At 46.4% G+C, this 23,901-nt stretch carries 24 protein-coding genes; 1 reads left to right on the top strand and 23 read right to left on the bottom strand.

All coding sequences use genetic code 11. The features are described from left to right. Window positions 1–50: 50 nt before the first annotated feature. The 14 genes from cheY to CAG68_RS08735 all read right to left on the bottom strand — a co-directional run bounded on the left by cheY (window position 51) and on the right by CAG68_RS08735 (window position 13,414). Window positions 51–419, bottom strand: a complete 369-nt coding sequence (gene cheY / locus CAG68_RS08670) for a chemotaxis response regulator CheY (protein ID WP_017635949.1) — start codon at window positions 417–419, stop codon at window positions 51–53. Between the two features lie 45 nt (window positions 420–464). Further along, window positions 465–1,199 carry an RNA polymerase sigma factor FliA gene (locus CAG68_RS08675; RefSeq protein WP_005380499.1) on the bottom strand — a complete coding sequence of 245 codons (735 nt, stop codon included), beginning with the start codon at window positions 1,197–1,199 and terminating at the stop codon, window positions 465–467. After that, the gene (locus CAG68_RS08680; RefSeq protein ID WP_005380498.1) at window positions 1,192–2,079 is read right to left on the bottom strand and encodes a MinD/ParA family protein; all 888 of its coding nucleotides are present in this window, start codon (window positions 2,077–2,079) and stop codon (window positions 1,192–1,194) included. Before CAG68_RS08680 ends, CAG68_RS08675 begins: the two co-directional genes overlap by 8 nt. A gap of 14 nt (window positions 2,080–2,093) precedes the next feature. Next, entirely contained in the window at window positions 2,094–3,611 is a 1,518-nt protein-coding gene (gene flhF / locus CAG68_RS08685; protein WP_017635950.1) for a flagellar biosynthesis protein FlhF, read from the bottom strand. A 28-nt stretch (window positions 3,612–3,639) separates the two neighbouring features. Continuing rightward, window positions 3,640–5,739 carry a flagellar biosynthesis protein FlhA gene (flhA, locus tag CAG68_RS08690; protein ID WP_025998722.1) on the bottom strand — a complete coding sequence of 700 codons (2,100 nt, stop codon included), beginning with the start codon at window positions 5,737–5,739 and terminating at the stop codon, window positions 3,640–3,642. Window positions 5,740–5,949: 210 nt separating this feature from the next. Continuing rightward, window positions 5,950–7,080 (bottom strand): flagellar biosynthesis protein FlhB, encoded by a 1,131-nt coding sequence (gene flhB / locus CAG68_RS08695; protein ID WP_005380490.1) that lies wholly within the window; start codon window positions 7,078–7,080, stop codon window positions 5,950–5,952. A gap of 3 nt (window positions 7,081–7,083) precedes the next feature. Continuing rightward, a complete protein-coding gene (gene fliR, locus CAG68_RS08700; RefSeq protein ID WP_005384463.1) occupies window positions 7,084–7,866 on the bottom strand; it encodes a flagellar biosynthetic protein FliR in 783 nt (260 codons plus the stop codon). 8 nt (window positions 7,867–7,874) lie between these two features. Continuing rightward, on the bottom strand, window positions 7,875–8,144 hold the full coding sequence (fliQ, locus tag CAG68_RS08705) for a flagellar biosynthesis protein FliQ (RefSeq protein WP_005380488.1): 270 nt from the start codon (window positions 8,142–8,144) through the stop codon (window positions 7,875–7,877). Between the two features lie 24 nt (window positions 8,145–8,168). Further along, window positions 8,169–9,038, bottom strand: coding sequence for a flagellar type III secretion system pore protein FliP (gene fliP, locus CAG68_RS08710; protein ID WP_005380487.1), 870 nt, complete (start codon window positions 9,036–9,038; stop codon window positions 8,169–8,171). Then, the gene (fliO, locus tag CAG68_RS08715) at window positions 9,025–9,438 is read right to left on the bottom strand and encodes a flagellar biosynthetic protein FliO (protein WP_005380480.1); all 414 of its coding nucleotides are present in this window, start codon (window positions 9,436–9,438) and stop codon (window positions 9,025–9,027) included. The genes fliP and fliO overlap by 14 nt, the downstream gene beginning before the upstream one ends. A 1-nt stretch (window position 9,439) precedes the next feature. Further along, a complete protein-coding gene (gene fliN, locus CAG68_RS08720; RefSeq protein ID WP_005380479.1) occupies window positions 9,440–9,850 on the bottom strand; it encodes a flagellar motor switch protein FliN in 411 nt (136 codons plus the stop codon). Between the two features lie 58 nt (window positions 9,851–9,908). Next, window positions 9,909–10,964: a flagellar motor switch protein FliM gene (gene fliM / locus CAG68_RS08725; RefSeq protein ID WP_161441012.1), complete on the bottom strand. Its 1,056-nt coding sequence runs from the start codon at window positions 10,962–10,964 to the stop codon at window positions 9,909–9,911. Window positions 10,965–10,971: 7 nt separating this feature from the next. After that, entirely contained in the window at window positions 10,972–11,475 is a 504-nt protein-coding gene (fliL, locus tag CAG68_RS08730; RefSeq protein ID WP_005380477.1) for a flagellar basal body-associated protein FliL, read from the bottom strand. A gap of 85 nt (window positions 11,476–11,560) precedes the next feature. Further along, entirely contained in the window at window positions 11,561–13,414 is a 1,854-nt protein-coding gene (locus CAG68_RS08735; RefSeq protein ID WP_086046954.1) for a flagellar hook-length control protein FliK, read from the bottom strand. Between the two features lie 280 nt (window positions 13,415–13,694). Here CAG68_RS08735 and CAG68_RS08740 point away from each other — a divergent pair, with 280 nt between their 5' ends. Next, on the top strand, window positions 13,695–14,009 hold the full coding sequence (locus tag CAG68_RS08740; RefSeq protein ID WP_054575509.1) for an NIPSNAP family protein: 315 nt from the start codon (window positions 13,695–13,697) through the stop codon (window positions 14,007–14,009). Between the two features lie 40 nt (window positions 14,010–14,049). Here CAG68_RS08740 and fliJ read toward each other — a convergent pair whose 3' ends face one another. The 9 genes from fliJ to CAG68_RS08785 all read right to left on the bottom strand — a co-directional run. Continuing rightward, window positions 14,050–14,493 carry a flagellar export protein FliJ gene (fliJ, locus tag CAG68_RS08745; protein ID WP_054730214.1) on the bottom strand — a complete coding sequence of 148 codons (444 nt, stop codon included), beginning with the start codon at window positions 14,491–14,493 and terminating at the stop codon, window positions 14,050–14,052. A 6-nt stretch (window positions 14,494–14,499) separates the two neighbouring features. Further along, complete coding sequence (gene fliI / locus CAG68_RS08750) at window positions 14,500–15,819, bottom strand: flagellar protein export ATPase FliI (RefSeq protein ID WP_086046955.1); 1,320 nt, start codon at window positions 15,817–15,819, stop codon at window positions 14,500–14,502. A gap of 3 nt (window positions 15,820–15,822) precedes the next feature. Then, window positions 15,823–16,623 (bottom strand): flagellar assembly protein FliH, encoded by an 801-nt coding sequence (gene fliH, locus CAG68_RS08755; RefSeq protein WP_005394317.1) that lies wholly within the window; start codon window positions 16,621–16,623, stop codon window positions 15,823–15,825. A 71-nt stretch (window positions 16,624–16,694) separates the two neighbouring features. Then, window positions 16,695–17,750, bottom strand: a complete 1,056-nt coding sequence (gene fliG / locus CAG68_RS08760; protein WP_005380470.1) for a flagellar motor switch protein FliG — start codon at window positions 17,748–17,750, stop codon at window positions 16,695–16,697. Then, window positions 17,743–19,485: a flagellar basal-body MS-ring/collar protein FliF gene (gene fliF, locus CAG68_RS08765; protein ID WP_005380462.1), complete on the bottom strand. Its 1,743-nt coding sequence runs from the start codon at window positions 19,483–19,485 to the stop codon at window positions 17,743–17,745. The genes fliG and fliF overlap by 8 nt, the downstream gene beginning before the upstream one ends. 14 nt (window positions 19,486–19,499) lie before the next feature. Beyond that, on the bottom strand, window positions 19,500–19,811 hold the full coding sequence (gene fliE / locus CAG68_RS08770; RefSeq protein ID WP_005384482.1) for a flagellar hook-basal body complex protein FliE: 312 nt from the start codon (window positions 19,809–19,811) through the stop codon (window positions 19,500–19,502). 122 nt (window positions 19,812–19,933) lie between these two features. Beyond that, the gene (locus CAG68_RS08775) at window positions 19,934–21,343 is read right to left on the bottom strand and encodes a sigma-54-dependent transcriptional regulator (RefSeq protein ID WP_005394318.1); all 1,410 of its coding nucleotides are present in this window, start codon (window positions 21,341–21,343) and stop codon (window positions 19,934–19,936) included. Between the two features lie 36 nt (window positions 21,344–21,379). Then, window positions 21,380–22,411: a sensor histidine kinase gene (locus CAG68_RS08780; RefSeq protein ID WP_005380459.1), complete on the bottom strand. Its 1,032-nt coding sequence runs from the start codon at window positions 22,409–22,411 to the stop codon at window positions 21,380–21,382. Window positions 22,412–22,611: 200 nt separating this feature from the next. Next, window positions 22,612–23,901 (bottom strand): sigma 54-interacting transcriptional regulator (locus CAG68_RS08785; RefSeq protein ID WP_161441013.1); only part of this gene is annotated, 1,290 nt, incomplete at its 5' end.

Raw genomic sequence — 23,901 nt, forward strand, 5'->3', positions numbered from 1 at the left:
GTATTTAATAATTGGTATGAATGACTCGAATAACAAAGAGAAAGAGAGAGTTATAAACGCTCGAAAATTTTATCTAATTTTTCTTTTAATGTTGCAGCAGTAAATGGCTTAACAATGTAGCCGTTTACACCTGCTTGAGCAGCTTCAATGATCTGCTCACGCTTCGCTTCAGCCGTGATCATTAGAACTGGCAGATGCTTAAGTTCTGCATCCGCGCGGATGTGTTTAAGCAAATCGATGCCTTGCATACCTGGCATGTTCCAGTCAGTTACAACAAAATCGAAGTCACCTTTTTTCAGCATTGGTAATGCGGTTAAACCATCGTCCGCTTCTTGAGTGTTATTGAAACCCAAGTCACGAAGCAGGTTTTTAACAATACGGCGCATTGTTGAGAAATCATCAACAATAAGGATCTTCATGTTTTTATTCAAAATTGCCTCCACTGAATCGTAAAATCAGTGTTTTTAGTCATTTTGTGTCCACGCACTGAGCTTGGTACGTAAACGTTGCATCGCTTGACTCAGTATTTGACTTACGCGAGATTCGCTTACGCCTAACACATCGCCAATTTCTTTCAAATTGAGTTCTTCATCATAATAAAGCGAAAGAACCAAAGCTTCACGCTCTGGAAGCTGTTTTATTGATTCAACCAGTGCTTTTCGAAATGATTCATCAACTACCCCTTTGAATGGGTTGCTGTCATCGGTTTCATCCGCCGGTGAAATCACATCATCAGAAACGCCTAAATCTTCAATACCGACTAATTTTGAGCAGTTGATATCGGTAAGAGCACTATGATATTGATCCAGTGTCATACCGAGATGCGTGGCTACTTCAGAATCAGTAGGATCTCGATTTAATTCGCCTTCCAGCTCCGCAATCGCTTGGTTAATCTCTCGATTATTTTTATGAACAGAACGCGGTACCCAATCGCCTTTACGCATGTCATCTAACATTGCGCCACGAATACGGATACCTGCATAAGTTTCAAAGCTCGCACCTTTAGAACCATCATAATTCTGCTGAGCTTCGATAAGACCGATCATGCCGGCCTGAATTAAATCCTCTACCTGAACACTCGGCGGTAAACGGCCTAGTAGGTGGTGAGCAATGCGCTTAACCAACACTGAATAACGTTCAATGAACGCCTGCTGGCTATTAAATTTGCCATGTTGGTCATAGGTTATCGCTTTATTCACCAAAAGGGTCCTCTGCGAATTCGGTACGATTTAGCAACCTTTCCACAAAAAATTCCAAGTGTCCACTTGGTGTTTTCGGTAGTGGCCACGTCAACGCTTTGTTTGCTAGTGAGCTGATAGCTAAAGCGGCAGGCGAGCGTGGGAACGCATCAACGACAATTTTTTGTCTTTTTACAGCCTGTCGTACTTTATCATCTAATGGAATACATGCTACGAGTTCAAGGCTAACATTCAAGAATCGCTCTGTGACTAGTGTCAACTTTGCAAACAATTCTCGCCCTTCACGGTAGCTTCTGACCATATTTGCTACAACTTTAAAGCGTTGAACTTGGTGTTCTTTACTCAACAGCTTGATTAATGCATAGGCATCTGTGATTGACGTCGGTTCATCACACACAACTACAACCACATCTTGAGCTGCTCGCGAAAAACTGATTACCATGTCAGAGATACCAGCAGCGGTATCAATCAGCAGGACATCCATTTCGTCTTCAAGACTACCAAATGCTCGGATGAGTCCGGCATGCTGAGCGTGAGAAAGCTCTGTCATGCTCTGTGTGCCAGAAGTTGCAGGAATTATCTTTATACCATAAGGCCCTTCGACAATCGCATCTTTTAGCTCACATTCACCCGCTAAGACATGTCCTAGATTACGTTTTGCACGAATTCCGAGCATCACGTCCACATTGGCCAGACCTAAATCAGCGTCGAGAACCATCACCTTCTTGCCTTGGCGAGCCATACAAATCGCCAGACCCAGTGTTACGTTTGATTTCCCCACACCACCTTTGCCGCCAGTAACAGCAATCACTTTGGTCAACGATGGTTGTGTTAAGCGACGGAGGCCGCTTGCTTGATCGTGTATCATATTCTCAGTCATAGTAGTCCGCCGCCTTAGAGTCCTTCACTGTCACTGTTCCAAAAGTGAGGTTCGTTCTCTGTCGACTTCTCTAACAGTTCATTTGCTTTCGCAAGCATATATTTTGGTTGCGCTATCACAATGTCTTCTGGTACGCGCTGACCATTAGCGATGTAAGCTACTGGCATTGCGTTTTGAATCACTACACTGATGAATTCGCCTAGGCTTAATGACTCATCAAGCTTCGTCATAATACAACCCGAAAGTGGTATACGTCGGAAGTGATCCAGCGTTTCTTGTAGAACACGACGTTGTGCGGTAGCCGGCAAAACAAGGTAGCTGTGAATCACTTCCCCGCTCTCTTGCATTAGAGTGTCGAGCTGCTCGGAAAGCCTCACATCTCGTTGCCCCATCCCTGCCGTATCGACCAAAATCAGTCTTCTGTTTCTTAGCTGATATATAACATCGGCTAACTCGTTAGAATCTTTAGCAACTCTTACGGGACAACCCATAATTCTTCCGTAAATTGAGAGTTGCTCATGTGCACCTATGCGATATGTATCTGTTGTCACAAGGGCCACATTGTCGGCACCGTATTCCATGGCTGCGCGTGCTGCGAGTTTCGCTACGGTTGTTGTTTTCCCAACCCCCGTCGGACCCAACAATGCGACTACGCCACCACGTTTTAAAATGTCCTGTTTAGGAATATTGATTTGATCCGCCACCAGCGACAATAACGCTTTCCACGCTCGCGCTGGCTTTGTATCTTCCGGGATATAACAGGCCATCTGGTCTGCTAACTCCGGAGAAACGCCCATTCGCTCTAAGCGCTTAATCAGCATCGCTCTTAGCGGCTCACGGCGTTCTACTTCTTGCCACATCAGGCCAGAAACTTGGTGCTCCAACAGACGACGAATTGACGTCATCTCTTCGCGCATGCTTTCTAGCTCATCGGCCGATTCGTCACGCTCATCACTTGGGCGACGTCGGTCATAGCGCGTCGGGTCCAGCTTGGGCGTCGGACGTTCAAATCGATTGTCCTGTGCGATTAGCTTCGCCAAAGGTGAATCTGGTTGATATGGCGCTGGCTTTTCTTGGTTGTAGCCGTCGCGATGCTTATTTTGGCGTTGCAGCAAAGCAGAGAGCGAATCTTCATTTTCCGCTACGTGATCGTCAGCATCTGCTGCACCACCGCTATATTGCTTAAGCATATTAGCGAATCGCTGCGTCATTGAGCCTGTTTTTTCATTGTTACTGTTATTACTGTTCAGGCTAATTTTATCTTCATCTAAATGACGATCTTGGTAACGATCAGCAGAAGACGATGACATTTGACGATGTTCGTTATAGCGATTCGATTGAGAAGCACCGCGATTTTGCTGTGACGCTGCGCTTGCTTGAGGCGGATTAGATTCACTATCTATCGCCGCAACAATCGCTACTCCACCAGCCACTTTCTTGTTTGACATGATCACCGCTTCCGCGCCTAACTCCTCTTTCACTTGGAGCAGCGCCGTTCTCATGTCTTTGGCAAAAAATCGCTTTATTTTCAAACTATGAATCCATTAATGATGCGTGAGATCAGTTACCCACGGCTTGCACAATTCTGATCTGTTTTTCATCCGGGATTTCTTGGTAAGACAGTACCCGGAGATTAGGTATTGTGTTCTTCACAAATTTAGCCAACGTCGAGCGTAATACACCAGAAGTAAGCAGAACGGCAGGTTCGCCTTTCAGTTCTTGTTCCTGTGTCGCTTGGCTTAGTGAAGACTGCAATCGCTCAGCGAGTCCCGGTTCAATCCCCGCGGATTCGCCTCCTGATGCTTGCATAGTTTGATGCAATATTTGTTCCAGTTCAGGTATCAAAGTAATCACTGGTAACTCAGGCTCTATACCATTGATTTCTTGAACAATTAGACGTTTAAGACTAATTCGAACTGCTGCCGTCAATATGTCAGCTTCTTGACTCTTACTTGAGTACTCAGCCAAAGTTTGAACAATCGTGCGAATATCGCGGATTGGAATGGCCTCGTTTAACAAGTTTTGTAGGACTTTCACCACCACACCTAATGGTAATTGGTCAGGAACGAAGTTCTCGACTAACTTAGGCGCGCTGCGTCCCAACATTTCTAATAAATTCTCTACTTCTTCATGACCAATTAGCTGTGATGCGTTGTTGGTCAATAGCTGGCTTAGGTGCGTCGCTAATACCGTTGATGAATCAACAACCGTATAACCCAGAGCCTGCGCGTGCTCACGCTGATCTTCTCGGATCCATACGGCTTCCAGTCCAAAAGCAGGGTCAATGGTTGGCTCACCATCAATCATGCCATACACCTGACCTGGGTTAATCGCTAGCTCTTGATCCGGACGAATCTCTGCTTCGCCCACCGCAACCCCCATCAATGTAATTCGGTAACTGTTTGGGGTCAGCTCAAGATTGTCACGAATATGAACCGCTGGAATTAGGAACCCAAAATCTTGCGATAACTTTTTACGCACGCCTTTTACGCGCTCTAGCAGTTCCCCACCTTGGTCTCTGTCCACCAAAGGGATTAAGCGATAACCGACTTCCAAGCCAATAATATCGACTGGCTGGACGTCATCCCAAGACAGTTCGCGCTGTGAGGAAGGTTCTGTACCTTCGTCTGCTGTTGCTGGTAAAGCGGGCTCTTTCGCTTTCTGCTTCTGCCGTTTGTCGATGAAATATGCCGCTGCACCGGCCGCGACTGCCAGGCTCAAAAACGCAAAGTGTGGCATGCCCGGTACGATGCCCATCACACCAAGAATAGCCGCAGTAATCATCAGCGCTTTTGGGTTGTCGAACATCTGGAAGACCAGTTGTTCCCCCATGTCTTCATCGGTGTTTTGGCGCGTCACCATCATTGCCGCTGCAATCGACAGCAATAGCGATGGGATTTGTGCGACCAAACCATCTCCGATTGTCAGTAAGGTATAGATTTCAATCGCTTCACCGAAACCCAATCCATACTGCGCCATACCGATCGACAGACCGCCGACGATGTTGATAAACAGAATCAAAATACCGGCAATCGCGTCACCTTTTACGAACTTCGAGGCACCATCCATCGAGCCATAGAAATCCGCTTCTTTGGTCACCTCAAAACGACGAACTCTTGCCTGCTCTTGGTCTATCAATCCGGCATTCAAGTCGGCATCAATCGCCATTTGCTTACCCGGCAACGCATCAAGCGTAAAGCGAGCACTTACCTCAGAGATACGACCCGCACCTTTGGTCACCACCATAAAGTTGATGATCATTAAGATGAGGAAAACCACTAGGCCGACCGCGTAGTTACCACCAATAACGACGTTACCGAACGCCTCAATTACGTTACCTGCCGCATTACCGCCTTCATGACCATGCAGTAAGACGACACGAGTCGAGGCAACGTTCAAAGCCAAGCGGAGCAACGTGGCGATCAGCAATACCGTTGGAAAAGCAGCGAAGTCCAAAGGGCGACGTGTGTAAACGGTCACTAACAACACCACCATCGACAGCGCGATGTTAAAGGTGAAGAACATATCCAGCAAAAATGCTGGAATCGGCAGTACCACCATCGCTAGGGTGGCCAAAACCATCACCGGAGCACCAATAGCTGGCATTTCACGTTGAGGGATTCGTGGCAATTTATCTGCAAACGGCAGGCTTAACTTCATACTGCGAGAGATCTCAATCGATTGAAGCGTCACGTAAGCTCTTACTATTAATACGCGACCGCTTTAGCCTAAAAGTTTAGGTAGGGTTGATAATTAAAGCGTTTTAAGCAATCTATGTACCATAATTAGCGCCAAAATAATGACTAAACACTCAAATAGAGCTTAGCTTTTGATCAAACGAGCTTGTTTAAGGCTTTACCGCTTTTCGTATCAATGACGGTGCTCGGGCGGGATTGGCAAATCATAATCTTGAATTTTCGGGCGCTGTCCACCTCGTTTTCGGTATTGCTTCAATTGGAATACAAATGCCAAAACCTGAGCGACGGCAGTAAATAACCCATCGGGGATCTCTTGCTCGAGCTCTGTCGTGTGGTACAACGCACGAGCCAAAGGTGGTGCGGGCACAATCGTAATGTCATGTTCGCGGGCGACTTCTCGAATCTTCATCGCCATGTGGTCAGTACCTTTAGCGATCACGACTGGCGCACGGTCTGTCTTCTGTTTATAACGAAGCGCTACCGAGAAGTGCTCTGGGTTAGTAACAATAACATCAGCTTGAGGAACATCCGCCATCATTCGACGTTGAGCCGCTTCCCTTTGCAACATACGAATACGGCCTTTCACTTCCGGCTTACCTTCAGTCTCTTTGTATTCGTCTTTGACTTCTTGCTTGGTCATTTTTAACTGATCAGCGTGCTGCCAGATTTGAAATGGAATATCGATGGCAACCACAATCAATAGCGAGCAACTGATCAGCAAAATAAAGTTCAGCAAAATATCTAAAGCATGGAAGATGTTTTGCGGATACACATCCATGCTCAATTGAATCAGATCGGCCTGCGATGCTTGGATCAAATAGATGGCGACACCGGTGACCAGAACCACTTTAAGGATTGATTTGATCAACTCTACCCAGCTTTGCATTCCAACCATTCGCTTTAAGCCGCTAAGCGGATTCATTTTCGACAGCTTGGGCATGGCTGCTTGGGCAGAAAAACTGATTCCTCCCACACCTGCTGCTCCAATCATGGCGGCGGTAAACAATGTCGCTAACACCAAAAATAGTGGGAACAACAAATCACTCATCGCGCCCAAAGCGATATCAAACAGTTTTGCAGTATCGAAAATCTCTTCTCGTTGAAGATCAAATAAACGGCTCATGATGGAAAACAATGAACGTGCTAACGCCTCTCCAAACCACATCAATGAAATGGCGCCAACGATCAGCACAGATGCTGATGCGAGCTCTTTAGATCGAGCGACCTGCCCCTTTTCTCTGGCTTGTTGTAACCGTCGGGGCGTGGCTTCTTCGGTGCGTTCCTGACCGTCTGATTCTGCCAAATCTTAGCACTCCAAGCGAATAAGCCGACAAATCTGCGCCTCACCCACTGTCCAGAACATTTCATAATGACTGTATAGACCAGCCAGTATGTACCAACAAAGTAATAGACCCACCATCAAAGCAAAAGCAAAACCAAGCGAGAAGATATTCAGCTGTGGTGCGGCACGGGTCATTACACCAAACGACAAGTTAATGGTCAGTAGTGCAATAATGCCGGATAGAGACATACTCAATGCCGTTTGGAACATAATACCAAGCCAGCCTGCCATTTCACGGAAATCAACCGCGTTGAGCGAGCCGGAGCCAATCGGCAAAGTTTTAAAACTGAACACCACCAATTGCAGCATTTTTAAGTGTCCATCGGTGGCAAGGAAAAACATTGTCGTTAAGAACATGAATAACTGGCCAAGCAATGGCGTGTTCTGACCATTTGCGGGATCAACCATAGAAGCAAAGCCCAAACTTGATTGCATACCCAATATTTGACCAAGTAGGACAAAGGTTTGAATCATAAATTGAGTAACCATACCCATCGCTATGCCGATGATCATTTGCTCGGCAATGGTCATGAAGCCACGAAACGAGAGTAGCTCAATGTCTTGAGGTACGGCGGGGATGGCTGGCATGACAGCGAAAGTGATGGCTAAACCGAGGTAAAGGCGGATTCTTGGCGAAACAAATCGGGCCCCGGTTACTGTCATCACCATCAACATGGATGAGATACGAACATAGGGCCAGAAGTAGTTTGCGATCCAATCTAAGACAACGCTAGTGGGGTACTCCATAGGCGCCTCTAATAAAGCACCTGAGGTAAGCGTTCAATCAAGCCATAGAAATATTCCATCAACATTTGCGTCATCCAATGCCCAAACAGCATCAGGGCCAAAAGCGTGACAATCAAACGCGGTAAGAAGCTCAATGTTTGTTCGTTGATGGATGTCGCAGCTTGAAAAATCGCGACTACAAGGCCGATAAGCAAGCTTGGGATGATAATAGCGCAGACCATGATAAGCACCATCCAAAGTGCTTCACGGAAAAGCTCGACAAACATTTCTGGTGTCATGTCTTATCCTCTATCTGCGCTTATCTAAAGGGCAAAGCTGCCCGCAAGTGTCGAGAGTATCAAGTTCCAACCATCGACCAATACGAACAACATCAACTTGAACGGCAACGAAACAATCATTGGTGACAACATCATCATACCCATTGCCATCAGTACCGAAGCGACTACAAGGTCAATAATCAAAAACGGCAAGAAGAGCATAAAGCCAATTTGGAATGCAGTTTTTAGCTCTGAGGTGATAAAAGCCGGAATCAACACCGCCATCGACACATCTTCTGGATTCTCGACTTGCTCTCCTGACATGGTTACGAACGTCTCCAAATCTTTGATTCGGGTCTGCTTAAGCATAAATGCTTTCATTGGCGCTTGTGCAGCATCAAACGCTTCTCGCGCCGTAACTTGCTCGTTCAAATAAGGCTGAACAGCTTTGTCGTTGATTTCGTTCAGGACAGGAGACATAACAAAAAAGGTCAAAAACAGCGCAATACCAATAATAACCTGATTAGAAGGCGTTTGTTGCAAACCCATTGCCTGACGCAATATCGACATCACCACCACAATTCGAGTGAACGAGGTCATCAGAATCACCATGGCAGGCAAGAAGCCAAGCATGGTCATTAACGCTAAAATTTGTAGTGTAACCGAGTAGTCTTCACTGCCATCAGGGTTCGTGGTCATGGTGAATGCTGGAATACCACCGCCACTAGAAACGGACATAGCACGGCTAGCACCAGTATCACTTTGCATAGCCTGAACTGTAACACTACTTCCATCGGCTAAGTTATCTGGCAGCGCTGACTCCTCTGCCTCAGCAAAGGTAAATGAAGAAAACAGCACGCCGACAAAAAGTAACAACGTACTCAGGAGCAAACGAATTGGATTACCCTTTGTCATGTTTTTTGATCAGCTGGCTAAATTGAGTCGCAAAAGCATTGGTCGCCAACTCTTCCTCTTTCAGTGGCTTATCTAACTTGGCTAAAGTTTGGATCGATTGGCTAGTAATCCCAACCAAAAACTGTTCTTCACCCACTTGAACTACTGCGATTCTTTCTTTTGTACCCACTGGCAACTGACTCACTATACGCAAGCCCTTTTGTTGTCCCATCGCTGGCACTTGCATACGTTTCAGCAACCAAGCCAGCAAAAGAATCACGCCGATTACAAGCACAAGCGAGCCAAGTGTCGTCGCAAGATCCAGATTATTTGGTGCGGCAGCAAATGCATAAGGAGCACTTAGCATTAAGCTCAGTGCTCCAGTGATTTGCTTCAATCGCATTTTGATTGAACGACTCATCTTAACGCAGCTTCTTAATTCGTTCAGTTTGGCTGATCACATCCGTCAAACGGATACCAAACTTATCGTTGACGACCACGACTTCGCCGTGAGCAATCAAAGTACCGTTAACCAATACGTCGAGCGACTCACCGGCTAGACGATCCAACTCAACAACCGAACCTTGGTTAAGCTGCAACAGGTTCCGAATGCTAATTTGAGAACGACCGACTTCCATCGAAATCGTCACCGGGATATCCATAATAGTGTCGAGTTTACGACGCTCATCTTCGCTAATTGGGCTTGAAGTGTCTTTTAGCTCTTCCAGTGGCGCAGCCAATACTTCATCTACGTCTACAGAAGGGGCAGACGGGTCTTCGCCAAGAGCGGCTGCCCATTCGTCTGCTAGCTTTTGATCGTCACTTGGTTCCATTTTTCTATCCTGTGTTACGCCTTACTCATGCCATAGCATATCTGTTTAATAAGGTATCTTAATGGTCTATATCGTCTATATCGTCTTCACTCTCAAGCTCGGACATGATGTCTTTACCTAAGAAAGCTAAATCTGTTTTGACGACATGTGGGCGCTCAATTTCCTCAGAAATTTGCACCGCTAATTTATCTTCCGAACGACCCATTTTTACGCGATAGGTCGGTAGGTCTTCTACAAACATCGTCGCATGTTCTGGCATTTCAATCGGGATGATATCGCCCGGTTGCAGCTCCATGAGATCACGCAAAGAAATGTCTTTTTCGAGCAAGTTCACGCGGAAGTTAACCGGACAATCCATGATCTCTTCACGTAGTGCTGAGCTCCAGCGAACGTCCGTTTCCATCTTGTCAGACTGAACACCTGCGTCCAATAGTTCACGGATAGGCTCAACCATGGAGTAAGGCATAACGACATGAAAATCGCCGCCACCGCCGTCAACTTCTATATGGAAGGAACTCACGACAATCACTTCTGTCGGGCTGACAATGTTTGCCATGCTTGGGTTTACTTCAGAGTCGAGATATTCGAACTCTACCCCCATCACGGGCGACCACGCTTCTTTATAGTCTTCAAATACAATTTTCAGTAACAACTGAATGATGCGGCGTTCCGTTGGGGTAAATTCGCGGCCTTCTATTTTGGCGTGGAATCGACCATCACCGCCAAAGAAGTTTTCTACCAGAATAAAGACTAAACGAGCCTCCATGGTGATCAACGCAGTGCCTTTTAACGGACGAAAACGCACCATGTTCAAACTGGTTGGCACGTACAATGTGTTCTGGTACTCACCAAACTTCATCATCTGCACGCCATTGATCGACACCTCTGCCGTTTTACGCAGCATATTAAACAGACTAATACGCATGTGCCGTGCAAAGCGCTCGTTGATAAGTTCGAGCGTCGGCATTCGACCACGTACGATTCTGTCTTGCGACGAGAAATCAAAATTGACGGCACCCTCAGTGTCGTTTTCTATCGGTTCATCGACGTCATCAACATCGTCAACCCCATGCAATAGCGCATCAATTTCGTCTTGGCTTAATAGATCGGTCACGTTTTACCTATTGAATAACAAAATCTGTAAACAGTACTTTTTCAATCACTGGCTTACCGACCGCAGCATTCAGCGCTGCTTTGATATCTTCGGAAGCACGATCGCGCAATTCCACTCGTCCTGTAGGAGAGCGCAATTGATCAACCGTCGCGGAAGCAAACGTTGATAGCATAGAGCTTTCAATCAGTGGCGAATGATACCGCGCCAACTCTTCATTTTCTGCACCGCGAACCATTAACTGCGCTTTAATTTGAACCAGCCTATCGCGGCTATCCCCAGTAACGTTAAATACAAATGCCTGAGGAAGATTCACATACGCGATGGGCGCAGCATCCGATGCCTTCACTTGAGCCTGTTGAGACGATTCAGCCTGAGCAGGTTCATCAGAGCCCATTAGAAAAAATGCCGCTGCCCCGCCACCAAGTAGTAATACTACAACAGCGATGATGATGATAAGTAACTTGCTTTTTCCTTTCGGCGCATCGGCCCCTTGTAACTGTTCTTCTGCCATTCTTGTCTCTTATTGTTTTTTTGAGTTACCAAGACGTTTTAGTGAGTTGCTTGGTAACCATATTCCATTGCCGTTAAACGGCCTTTTATGCGTAAAAACTAATTCCATCACGCTTTGAAGCGACATTCAAATCCAGATTGACATCAGATTCAAAACCCTCTTCGGACTGTCCAGAGAAACCGCCACTTTGCGCGCTTTGACCATGTTGTTCAGCAGTATACCTACCTTGCTGTTGCCCACTGTTTTGTTGTTGGACGGAAGAATCAGCTAGCTGCATACCTTGTTGCGCTAGCATTTCTCTCAAACGAGGGAGCGTCTGTTCAATAATGTCACGAGCTTGCGGGTTGTTCACTGTAAAATGTACATTGGCAACGTCATTATTCATGGTCATACGAATTTGCATACGACCTAACTCTGGTGGATCAAGACGAATATCGAGATTTTTCAGATTCTTCGACATCATCATTTGCACTTTTTCCGCAACTTGCTCGTTGGCTAGCTCTTTAGTTAGTTGCAACGGAAGCTGAGCTTGTTGTGCAGCATCAATACGCGTTTGTTGCTGCACATTAATTCCTTGCTGACCTGCCATAGCCTGAAGCTGTCCAGCGAAGCCGTGTTGGAGGTCCGGCTTATCTTGTCTATCCGCAGTCGCCTTTAGCGCACCAGTCGCCAATGCTGCGTTCATCACTTTCTGGCTAATCTCTCCGTCTTTCACACCTTGAAGCGACGTCGGCACTTGCGCGGCTATCAACATATCGGGCGTTGGAGATAATGCGACTTTATCTCCACTATGAGTAGCTTGTGGCTGGAGGGCTTGAGCCGCTGCATGTTGGATTTGCTGAGACACTGCCATAGCTCCAGCCTGGCGAGTTAAATTATGTTGTACTTGTTGCTCTGCGAGAATCTGTTTAATGTCATTAGGGAGCGCAACAAATTGGGCAAGGTCTTGCTCAGGAATATCCGCCGTGCTCGTTCCTTGTTTCAACCCTTCAATGATCTGAGCTTCTTGCTGAGTCAGTGGTTTTCCTTGCGCCAACTTGGTATCTATAACTTCAAGTTCATCCAAGGAGACTCGTGGAAGCGCGTCGATGTTGGAACCATCAACGTCTGTTAACAACGGCGACAGATCATTAGCTACTTCACCACTGACTGCGCTCTTAGCCGTCGGATGGCTGGCTTGTTTCGCTAGCTCTTGCCAAGCAGCAAACTCAGGCGAAAGTTTGTCGACATCGATAGGTTGACCATTCTTATCTAAAATTGGCTCTAAGTCTTGTCCTGGGATCATCTGTGCTTGTTCAAGCGAATGAACTGATGGCGTTTCATTCAAAGCCAGCTCATCAAGGTGTGTCGAAACGGTTGCTTGCTCGTGGAACGAATGCACTAAATTCGCGCTCTGAGGCAAAACTTTGCCACTATCGATGGATGCATTACTCGCATTCAGGGTTTGATTCGCTTGTTCAATTCGACCAAGAAGCTGTTGTCCTTCGCCCATCGTGCTTTTTACGTCCACTGTATTTGATGGGTTGCTCGTATCGATTGATGTTGATTTCACTTTTTCAATAGCTTCAACATCATGCTCCAAAGGTGTGCTGTTACTCGCCTTTTGTAAACTTGCTTCTTCACTTAAGGTTGCATTCGGTTTGTTTGCTGATATTTCATCAAAACCATGGGTCTCGTCACTGACGGATTCTTGGCTTTCTTGCGCCAACAATTCGTCCGAGACGTTAGCAGAAGAAGTACTGCCTACATCCGCTCTTTCTTTTTCTTCAACCACTGTCGATTCTGTTGCTACTTTTTCGGGCTTTTGTTTACCAGCAAACGCATCGGTTAACGTTTCTAAAAATCCCTTGCTCTCAGTGCTCTCTGCGGACGCTTTAGCGGACACATCAGAAACTGGCGTCTTGGTAGTCGCAGATACATGGGACAAATTCACACTCATTTAGAAACTCTCGTTCTCGTGGCTCTGAGTATATCGCTGGCAGGCGGCAATACTGGCGGCAAACTAAGGTCAAAAAGACCCGACACTGACAGCTAAAATGCAAAAATCACACCACAATATTGAGCCAATTCTCGGCAAGCTAATAGATGGCATGTTTATGGAACAAACATCAACAATACTATCCGATAACCTGGTTCCTAACATGATGTACAGCTACTTGATTGACTTTGAAAAACGATAAGCGTAAACAGACACTTGGCTTAACAATTAAGGAATCACTTTGAAGATCACAGAATTACGCCAATATAGAATCAGAGCAGGCAAAACAGAACAGTGGCTAAGTTGGATGAAGGAAGAACTGTTGCCCTATCAACGCTCACAAGGCATGCGTGTACTGAATACTTACGTCCACACTGGTGATGATGGACATGACTATTTTGTTTGGCTTCGAGAGTTCGACAATGAACAAGCACGCCAGACTCTCTACGAAAAAACATACAACGAGTGGTGGGTTCGCGAGATTCGACCGAAGGTGTTTGAGTTAATTGAACAAGACTCAATCAAAGTTACCTTACTTGAATCGGTAGAGATGTAGTCAGCTGCAACACCGTAATGAAATATCGAACCAATAACCTTTAGAAACGATGTGGTTTTCGACTGTAAAGTAAGGTGGAAAACTCGTCCATTTGCTTTTGTTCGCGCTTAGCTTCAGCAAGTTGTTTCTCTTCTTCGCGTTTGTCTATCATCCACTCATAGGATTTGCGTTCTTTACGCACGGTTAACCAATATTCTTTACAGTTTTCAACCTGCTCTTTGAAATGACTTTCTGCTTGCTTTTGCTTAGATAAAGTCTCATCTAGCTGGGTAAGGAATCGATTTAAGTGTCCATATTGACTTGCCGTTAGGCCCGCCTGACCACGGTCGACGAGTTGCTGGCAATAATCAAGCCGATACTTTTCAATTTGTTCAACCTGACGGTAATAATCTTCGAGTTCAGAACGCGCTTTGTTCAGTGCAAGCACAGCTTGGTCTTCACGATCCTTAGTTTGCTCAAGTAGAAACTCCATCGCATTATTCATGCGCTATCACCCACCCAAAATGTTTCTAAGCATATTGACGCACATATCGTATGGCACCGATTCTTTCATGCTCTGCTGCAAGTATTCGTCTAACTTCGGTTTCAAAGTAAATGCGCCATCAATAGCAGGATCGGTACCCGGTTTGTACGCTCCAATCGAGACCAAATCTTGATTCTTGCGACAAATAGACAAGACCTGTCGCACCGCTTTTGACATCAGAACGTGCTCTTCGGTCGTGATTTGCGGCATAACACGGCTCACCGACTTCTCGACATCAATCGCCGGATAATGGCCTGCATCCGCCATTTCACGAGAAAGTACAATATGGCCATCAAGAATGGCTCGCGATGCGTCCGCTATCGGATCTTGCAAATCATCCCCTTCGGTCAACACGGTAAAGAACGCCGTAATCGAGCCTTGTTCGGCACTTCCATTACCCGCTCGCTCAACCAGCGCTGGCAGCTTGGCAAACACAGAAGGCGGGTAACCTTTCGTCGCTGGCGGCTCACCAACAGAAAGTGCGATTTCACGCTGTGCTTGTGCAAAACGAGTCAACGAGTCCATCAATAGCAGAACATCTAACCCTTGATCCCGGAAGTATTCAGCAATCGTTAATGCCGTTTGGCACCCCTTTAAGCGCATTAGGGGTGAAGCATCGGCAGGCGCCGCGACCACCACTGAGCGGCGACGACCGTCCTTACCCAAGATCTCTTCGATGAACTCTTTAACTTCACGTCCACGCTCACCTATCAGACCGACGACCACAACCTGTGCGGTAGTACCTCGCGTCATCATGCCAAGCGTGACCGATTTACCCACACCAGAACCTGCAAACAGACCGATACGCTGACCTTTACCGACCGTCAACAAACCATTGATAGCTTTTAGGCCAACATCGAGCGGTTCAGAAATTGGCTTTCGAGCCAATGGGTTGATTGGTTCGGCATTAAAAGAGGCACGGTGATCGGTATACAAAGGGCCAAGTCCATCAAGTGGATTCCCAACCCCGTCTATAACGCGCCCAAGTAGCTCCATGCCGACAGGCAAACCAGCGTCACTGGTTAAAGGGGTGACTCTCGCGCCAGGTAAAATGCCCGTAATTTGTTCGCTTGGCATTAAAAATAGGTTGTCACCTGAAAAGCCGACAACCTCGGCTTCCATCTGACCTGACATGGTTTCCACTAAGCATAAACTGCCAATTGGTGCGCGACAGCCGGTTGCTTCCAACGTTAACCCAACCACACGCACCAGTTTGCCAGAGGCGACAGGGCGCGTCGTAAGGCCTTCAACTTTGTAGCTTTTTAAGCGGTCAGCGAGTGCTTGCATGGATTACTCACCCTCTTGATGACGGTTTGCGCCACAAAAGCTGTGCAATACGCTTTTGACGCGTTCTTCCATGCGATAATTAATGCTTGATTCACCTGCTTCAATCTGGACGTCACCTCGATTGAGCGATGGCTCAGCAACTAACGTCCAGTTGCGACAATTAAGGTCTTCTTCACCATAAGCTGAACGAATAATCGCGACATCTTCTGGATTCAGGTGCAAGGTAATAGGGTGGCCTGATATTGGTAGCGCTTCGACCGACTGCTTCACCGTATCTAAAATAATTTGAGGGTTGGTTTGTACTTCAACGTGCACCACTTCTTTAACTAAACAGAGCACCATATCCACCAGCTGCTTTTCAACCTGAGCATTCATCAACTCCAAAGGTTGAGCAAACTGATTGGCCAAGTTCATAAAAGTTTCAACTTGCTGCTGAATGTATTCTTGCCCTGCAGTTACCCCTTCCGCTTTTCCGAGCTCGAGACCTTCAGCATGGCCGGCTTGCAACCCTTCTTCTTTACCTTTGTCGTAACCTTGCTTAAAGCCAGCTTCCTGACCTTGATGTAAGCCTTCTTGATAAGCACCTTGCTTAATCAGTTCAATTTGCTCTTCGGTTAGCGCAAGTGGCTGCTCTTCTTCAGGCTCATCAAAATTCGGCACCCATCCCGGGTCATAGTTGAACGCGGTTTGTTTTGCTTGTTTGGCTTTAGGCTCGCCATAATCAGGCAGCCCCCAACGTTGAGGTTCGATCATCGAATCATCTTCATCAGGACGGATAAATCCACGTTTTCTATCGCCAGCCATGGGTTACCTATTGTGTGTTCGATTAAGAAGTGAGGATGCTCCGCAATAGGATAATTGCGAAGCAATAGAAATTATAAGAATTCGTCAGCACCGCCAGACAACATGAGCTCACCAGCATCCGCCATTCGACGGGCAATTGCTAAGATTTCTTTCTGAGCGGCTTCTACATCTGCCACTCGTACTGGCGGCATCGCTTCTATATCATCACGCATCATATCAGCAGCACGTTTAGACATGTTCTTGAAGACTTTCTCACGTAACGAGTCATCTGCACCTTTGAGTGCTTTTTGCAACACGTCTTGTGGTACGTCACGCAGCAACTTCTGAATACCTTGGTCGTCCACTTCGACTAAGTTTTCGAAGACAAACATTAGGTCTTGGATTTGCGTCGCCATGTCTTCGTCCTGATCGCGAATTTGTTCCATTAACAAACCTTCGACGTTGTTGTCTAGGTAGTTCATGATCTCCGCTGCTGCTTTCAGGCCGCCAATTTTGGCTGCTTGTGCACCCGCTTGACCCGCGAACTGTTTCTCCATGATTTCGTTCAGCTCTGCCAATGCTGATGGCTGAACTTCTTCAAGGTTGGCAATACGCATCATCAGATCCAAACGCACGCGCTCAGGGAACTGAGACAAAATCTCTGCAGATTGGTCTGCTTCTAAATAAGACAGTACGATAGTTTGAATCTGTGGGTGTTCATTGACAATAATACTCGCCACTTGGCGTGGGTCCATCCATTTCAAAGAATCCAAACCCTTTGAGCCCGTACCAAGTAGGATCTGGTCAACTAAGTTGTTGGCTTTGTCTTCACCAAGAGCGGCAACCAGTGCATTACGCATAAAGTCTTCGCTGCCCATACCAATGTTGGTGTATTTCTGGATATCCTCCAAAAACGCACGATGAACAGCAGATACCTTGTCTTGGCTGAGATCCTTCGCGCGAGCCATCGCACTACCAACACGCTGAACCTGTTTTGGTTCTAGGTGACGGATAATGCCAGCTGCATCTTGTTCATTAAGACTCAGTAGCAAAATTGCCGCTTTTTCTTCGCCAGTAATGGTTGAAACATCCAGCTCTACTGGCATTCCCGCAGCGTTATCATCTTGAGGTACGATATCGTTAGCCATTGTCATTCATCCAGTTTTTCACTACTTGAGCAGCCAGTTCAGGTTCATTCGCAACCAGAGCGCGAACCGCTTTCAATACATCTTCATCTTTATGAAGGTTTGGCAAATCAATACTTGAGCCAAACTCGAACAGTTCGCTGCTTTCGATGTCACTGCCAATCAAGCTAGTTTCACCATCCGCACCAATCGGCAAGCCGTCTGGTCCATACATTTCGTCTTCATCATCGCTGGTAGGGTTAAGCAATTTCTTCATTGCTGGGCGAACCAGAACCAACACAACCACAATAATCACTAATGCACTTGCGAACCAACGAACCCAATCACTGAAGTTAGGGTGCTCCCAAATTGGTGGTTCTTCTAGCTGCTCAGCCTCTGGCTCAGCAAACTTTACACTCAATACATTCAGTAAATCGCCACGACCTTGATCAAAGCCGACGGTACCAATTAATACTTGGCGAATGGCATTGATTTCAGATTCGGACATTGGGGTATAAGTCACTTCACCCGTATCAGGGTTAACTTGACGACGGTCTTTAATCGCAACAGAAACGGTCTGACGAGCCACCGTCCCGGTCTGCTTTCGCTCGTGGCTGATGGTGGTATCTAGCTCAAAGTTACGCGTGGACTCTTTACGAACTGAACCCTGCCCCATGACAGAACCATCTTTCATTTGAGCCACATCTTGCGGAATTGAGGCATCCGCTGGAGGCTGATTACTCAACGCACCCGGAATACCCGCTACCATGTTACCGTTATTGTAATCTTCGAGTGCGTACTCACTGCGGGTCGCAGGGGTGTTCGGATCAAAGCGTTTGCGAGTTTGTTCAACCGCACTGAAATCCATTTGTATATCAACCTGCGCCGTATAGTTGCCATAACCTAAAATCGGTAATAGTACGGAATCAATTTTTTCGCGCAGCGCTTGTTCTTGGCTGCGTTCTAATTCTTGTTCTTTGCGTCGCGCCGCAGAAGCGGGATCTTGGGAGCCTGAGCTGAGTAAGCGGCCATGCTGATCTGTGACGGTAATTCGAGAAGTTTTCATTCCCGGCACGGCACTCGCTACCATGTCGACAATAGAATCCACTTCTTGCTGCTTAAGGTTCGTGCCTGTCGACAATGTCAAAAATACCGACGCAGACGCTTCTTGGTTATGACGCACAAACACGCTGTGCTTTGGCAGTGCCAATAACACTCGTGCTTTGCGAACTTGCTTCATTTCTTCAATTGCTTGAGCCAATTGGCGCTCTCGACTGAGTTTGAGACGCTCTTGCTCGAGACGTTGTGAAACACCAAAACCCATGTCTTGCAGCAAAATATCATCGCCTGCTTCTGTAGCTTGGTTAACGCCGGAACGAACCATGCCAAGTTTGATCGAGTTGTACTCACTCGATTCAACAGAAACAGTATTGCCATCAAGCTTATAATTGATTTTCTGCTGGTCCAGATAATCCAGAACGGGGATCAATTCTTCGGTCTCATACGCACCAAGTGGGCGCATCTCCGGTTCTTTGACCCAAAAGAACAGCATCACGATCAATGCAACACAGATGGAGATCGACAGCACAAGCACAACCTGACGAAGTAAATCGAGGTCGCCCACTGCCATATCGAATTTTGACGCACTGCGCTCCTCTAGATCTGGATTTTGACTCTCCACATCCACATCGGAACTTGCTACCAGTGCACCATCTGAGCCGCCTTCAGTGACGGTTAAATCTGTAGACTTGTCTGCCACACTTATTACCTAAATTACACTGGCATGTTCATGAGGTCTTTATATGCCTCAACGAGTTTATTGCGAATTTGAACCGTCGCATCAAAAGCGACACTAGACTTGTTACGAGCGATCATAACGTCAGAAAGGGATACATCGGCATCACCACGATCAAAACGGGTTTGTAAATCACCAGATGCTTTTTGAAGTGTGTTCACGTTATTGATGGCTTTAGTTAGGAGATCGTTAAAATCTGCTCCAACTTTCGCCCCACTTGCAGTAGGAGCCGTATTGGTTGCTTCTACCATCATGGCGCGCATTTCTGCCTGAATACCATCAATTTTCATTAGCACCTCTAAGCCAAAAGATTGACTATTAACAAAACTGATTATTGACACAGCAATTAACGTGCCATAAGACATTAGCAATCAATTTACTTACACTTTTCGTCTTATGGCCGTTGTCTGTGTTAATTCGGGATATCTATACCAGCATCACGCATTTTGGCAAGCTTATAGCGCAAGGTTCGAGGGCTTATACCCAGTTTCTCCGCCATTTCTTTGCGTCGACCATTACACTCAACCAAAGTCTCCAAAATAATGGCGTATTCTTGATCGCGCAGCTCGCTGCCTAAGCCTTCTCCACCAGTTACTGGGCGGCTGACACTCTCAGCTTGAGCAACTGGCTTAACATTGGGCACGACCATATCTGCGTTTTGCACCACGTGTTGCAAGCTATTGGCATCTTGCCAATCTACGCCCTCAAGCAAAATGTGCTCTGCATCGATGTCGCCATTTTCACTTAATATCAGCGCTCGTTGAACCACGTTATCCAATTCACGAACATTACCCGGCCAAGGGTATTGCAATAGTTTTTCTAACGCAACGGTCGAGAATTGAGGCACTGGCATGCCCATTTTGCTGCAATGACGCTCAGCAAGATGCTTGGCAAGCGGTGCAATATCGCCTTTACGTTCTTTAAGTGCAGGCCACGCAATTGGGAATACATTCAGGCGGTAATATAAGTCCTCTCTGAAGTTTCCTTCTGACACGTATTGCTTAAGATCACGGTTACTCGTCGCTAACACACGAACATCTAACTTGATGCTTTTGCGACTGCCTAGGCGCTCTACTTCTCGCTCTTGCAAAACACGCAACAACTTCGCTTGCAGGTTCAGGTCCATTTCGCTGATTTCATCAAGCAAGATTGTGCCACCTTGTGCTTGTTCGAACTTTCCTGGGCATGCCTGAACAGCACCAGTAAATGCGCCCTTTTCATAGCCAAACAGTGTTGCTTCGAGCATATTGTCAGGAATCGCGGCACAGTTAATTGCGACAAAAGGACCATTTTTACGATTTGACGCGTTGTGAATATAGCGCGACATCACTTCTTTACCTGAGCCACTAGGACCTAGCACCATAACATTCGCATCTGTACGTGCCACTTTATCGGCCAACGCGAGTAAACGTAGACTTTTCTCATCAGCAACGATAGCGTCACCGTTGTCATCACTTTTTATCGGTGCATAACGACTGACCATATTTAGCAACACTTCTGGTGCAAATGGTTTCGCCATGTAGTCGATCGCGCCATCTTTCATTGCAGACACGGCATCTTCAATGTTGGCGTACGCCGTCATTAGCAATACTGGTAAGTTAGGCCAATTCTGCTTGATGCTTTTGAGCAGAGCTAAGCCACCCATACCCGCCATTTGCACATCAGAAACGACGATATCAACCGTATTCGATTTCAGCTTTAACAGTGCATCTTCAGCACAGTCCGCTTCCAACCACTCATACCCTGCCAGAGCCAGAGTATCGACTAGGGCTTCACGAAGACCTTCATCGTCTTCTACGATCAGCACTTTGCTTTGCGCCATTATGATTCTCCAGAAATTGTTATTACCAAAAGCCGCTTATTGCGCTTCTGTTTGCACTCGCTCTAGCGGAATGCACATGGTGAAGCAGGCTCCATCACCCTGCTCTGAAATAAGTTCCAATCGACCGTCATGGGCACGGCAAACCATTTGAACAACTGCCAACCCTAATCCAGTTCCTTGAGAACGTGTGGTAAAAAATGGCTCCATGATTTTGGCTTGCAGTTCTTCGGGCACACCCGGTCCGCTGTCTTGCACAGAAATGCGTAACTCACCATTTACCGGGCGGAAAAAAATATCGACTTGCGATTCTTTACCAGACATTTGAATCGCATTCATGACCAGATTACTTAATGCAGATGCAATGGCGTTCGCATTGCCTAGTAGCTCAGTTTGTTCTTCTTCCACTTCTAGGCAGTAATCAATACTGTTGTTTTTTAGCGCGGTTTCGACCATCGGCTGATATTCCGCTACCAACTGGGCAATCGTAAATGGCTTAATGACTTTATTATCGCCACCTTTAGCAAAAAGCAGCATATCATTAACCTGCTTTTCCAAATCGTGCAGTCGATCCATTAATTTGGTTTGGAAGCGATCTTTTGTCGCAGGAGGAAGATTTGGCGCTCCCAAATTGGATGCATATAACATAGCGCTCGACAGCGGCGTTCTTACTTGGTGAGCAAGCGATGCAACCATACGTCCTAACGACGATAAGCGCTGTAAATCACTGACACGAGCTTGAAGTAAACGGGTTTCGGTTAAATCGGTAATCAGGATCAATTGACCTGTTGTGGACGCCGAGATGGCGAGTCGAACTTTACGGCCATTACGTAATGAAACTTCATGGCCATCATCTTCACGTGGGTCAAACACCGCCTGGATAACGTTGAACCATTTTTCGTTAACCAGTGGAATCTCAAGAATTCGGTGCGCTTCTGGATTTGCTTCACGCACTACTCCGTACGTATCGAGCAAAATCACTCCAGCAGGCATCACATCGAGCACCTGTTTGTAGCGCTCAACCTGATTCTCTACGGAATCTAAATGGGATTGATTGGTGTTGTTATCCATTACTGCCTGTCGAAATATCGCCGCTAAAACTAAAATAGCTTGGTAAGCAATTAGCGTACCAAGCTATTTTTTTATATTTATCAGGACGTTAATCCATCGACAATAAGTTGACACTCAGAGATAACGGTTTTGGATGCCAGAAAAACGATGTTAACTAGCACAAGTGATAATTCAGATATCGTCTTAAAACTTCACTTTACCTAGCGCTGTAAGTTGTACTTACGCATTTTTTCCACCAGCGTAGTACGTCGCATACCCAGCATGTCGGCCGCTCTTGCTACAACGCCACCCTGCGCTTCTAATGCTTGGCTGATCATATTAACTTCTAAATCAGCCAGCAGCTCTTTCAAATTAACCCCTTCCGGTGGCAGCGCTTGCGGGGCGTTCATGCTGTGATCAAGGTCGTCTTGATCTTCAAAGCTAAAATCTTCAGAGAAGATATCTTGGAATACATCACGCTCTTGCTCTTCCACCGAAACAAATGGATTGCTCTCTGGTTGGAACTCTGGGATGTCACTGTAGCGATATTTGGTTGGTAGATGGTTTACATCCACTAAGCTATTTGGATACAGAATAATCATTCGCTCAACAAGATTAGCCAACTCGCGTACGTTGCCCGGCCAGTTATGCTCCATCAGTGAGTTGATTGCACGAGGTGTAAAACAGATAGGTTGTCCGCCCTCCGCCTCTAAACGTGTCATCAGTTCTTGCAGCAGCAATGGTATATCTTGTTTGCGCTCTTTCAGCGCTGGCATCTCAATCGGAAACACGTTCAGACGATAGAACAAGTCTTCTCGGAACGTGCCTTCTTCAATCATATTTTCTAGATTACGGTGTGTCGCCGCCACAACTCGAACATTTACCTTGATGGTACTATTGCCACCTACACGTTCAAAGCAGCGTTCTTGCAATACACGAAGCAACTTTACTTGCATCGACATTGGCATATCGCCAATCTCATCAAGAAAGATAGTGCCACCGTCTGCGAGCTCAAATCGACCTTTACGGGCAGTTAACGCACCAGTAAACGCGCCTTTTTCGTGACCAAATAATTCGCTTTCTAGGAGCTCAGGCGGTATTGCACCACAGTTAATAGGTACAAATGCGCCATCGCGGTATGAAGAGTGATAGTGGATGTTACGCGCAACAACTTCTTTACCTGTACCGGACTCACCTAAGATCAACACGTTTGCTTCCGTGTTTGATACTTGCTCGATCAGGTGTCGAACTTCTTGAATACCTCTACTTTGACCAACTAAGCTGCGAAAAAGCGTGTTTTTGCGTGCACTAGCAACAACATTCACTCCTTTTCGCCCCAGAAAATCTTTGCAGTGGCGTAACGCTTCACTAAGCTGTGGGTAATTAAGCGGCAGCTCTAGTTCACCAACAAAATTTGGAAGATCATCAACAGGCAAAGGAAAACGGCCCATGACTAGAAGAGGGATGTGGTAAGCGCTGTTTAAATGAGAGATAACCGTACTCGCCGCTTG

Origin of the sequence: Vibrio sp. V42_P2S4T144, assembly GCF_009904715.1 — a bacterium.
GTDB lineage: Bacteria > Pseudomonadota > Gammaproteobacteria > Enterobacterales > Vibrionaceae > Vibrio > Vibrio alginolyticus.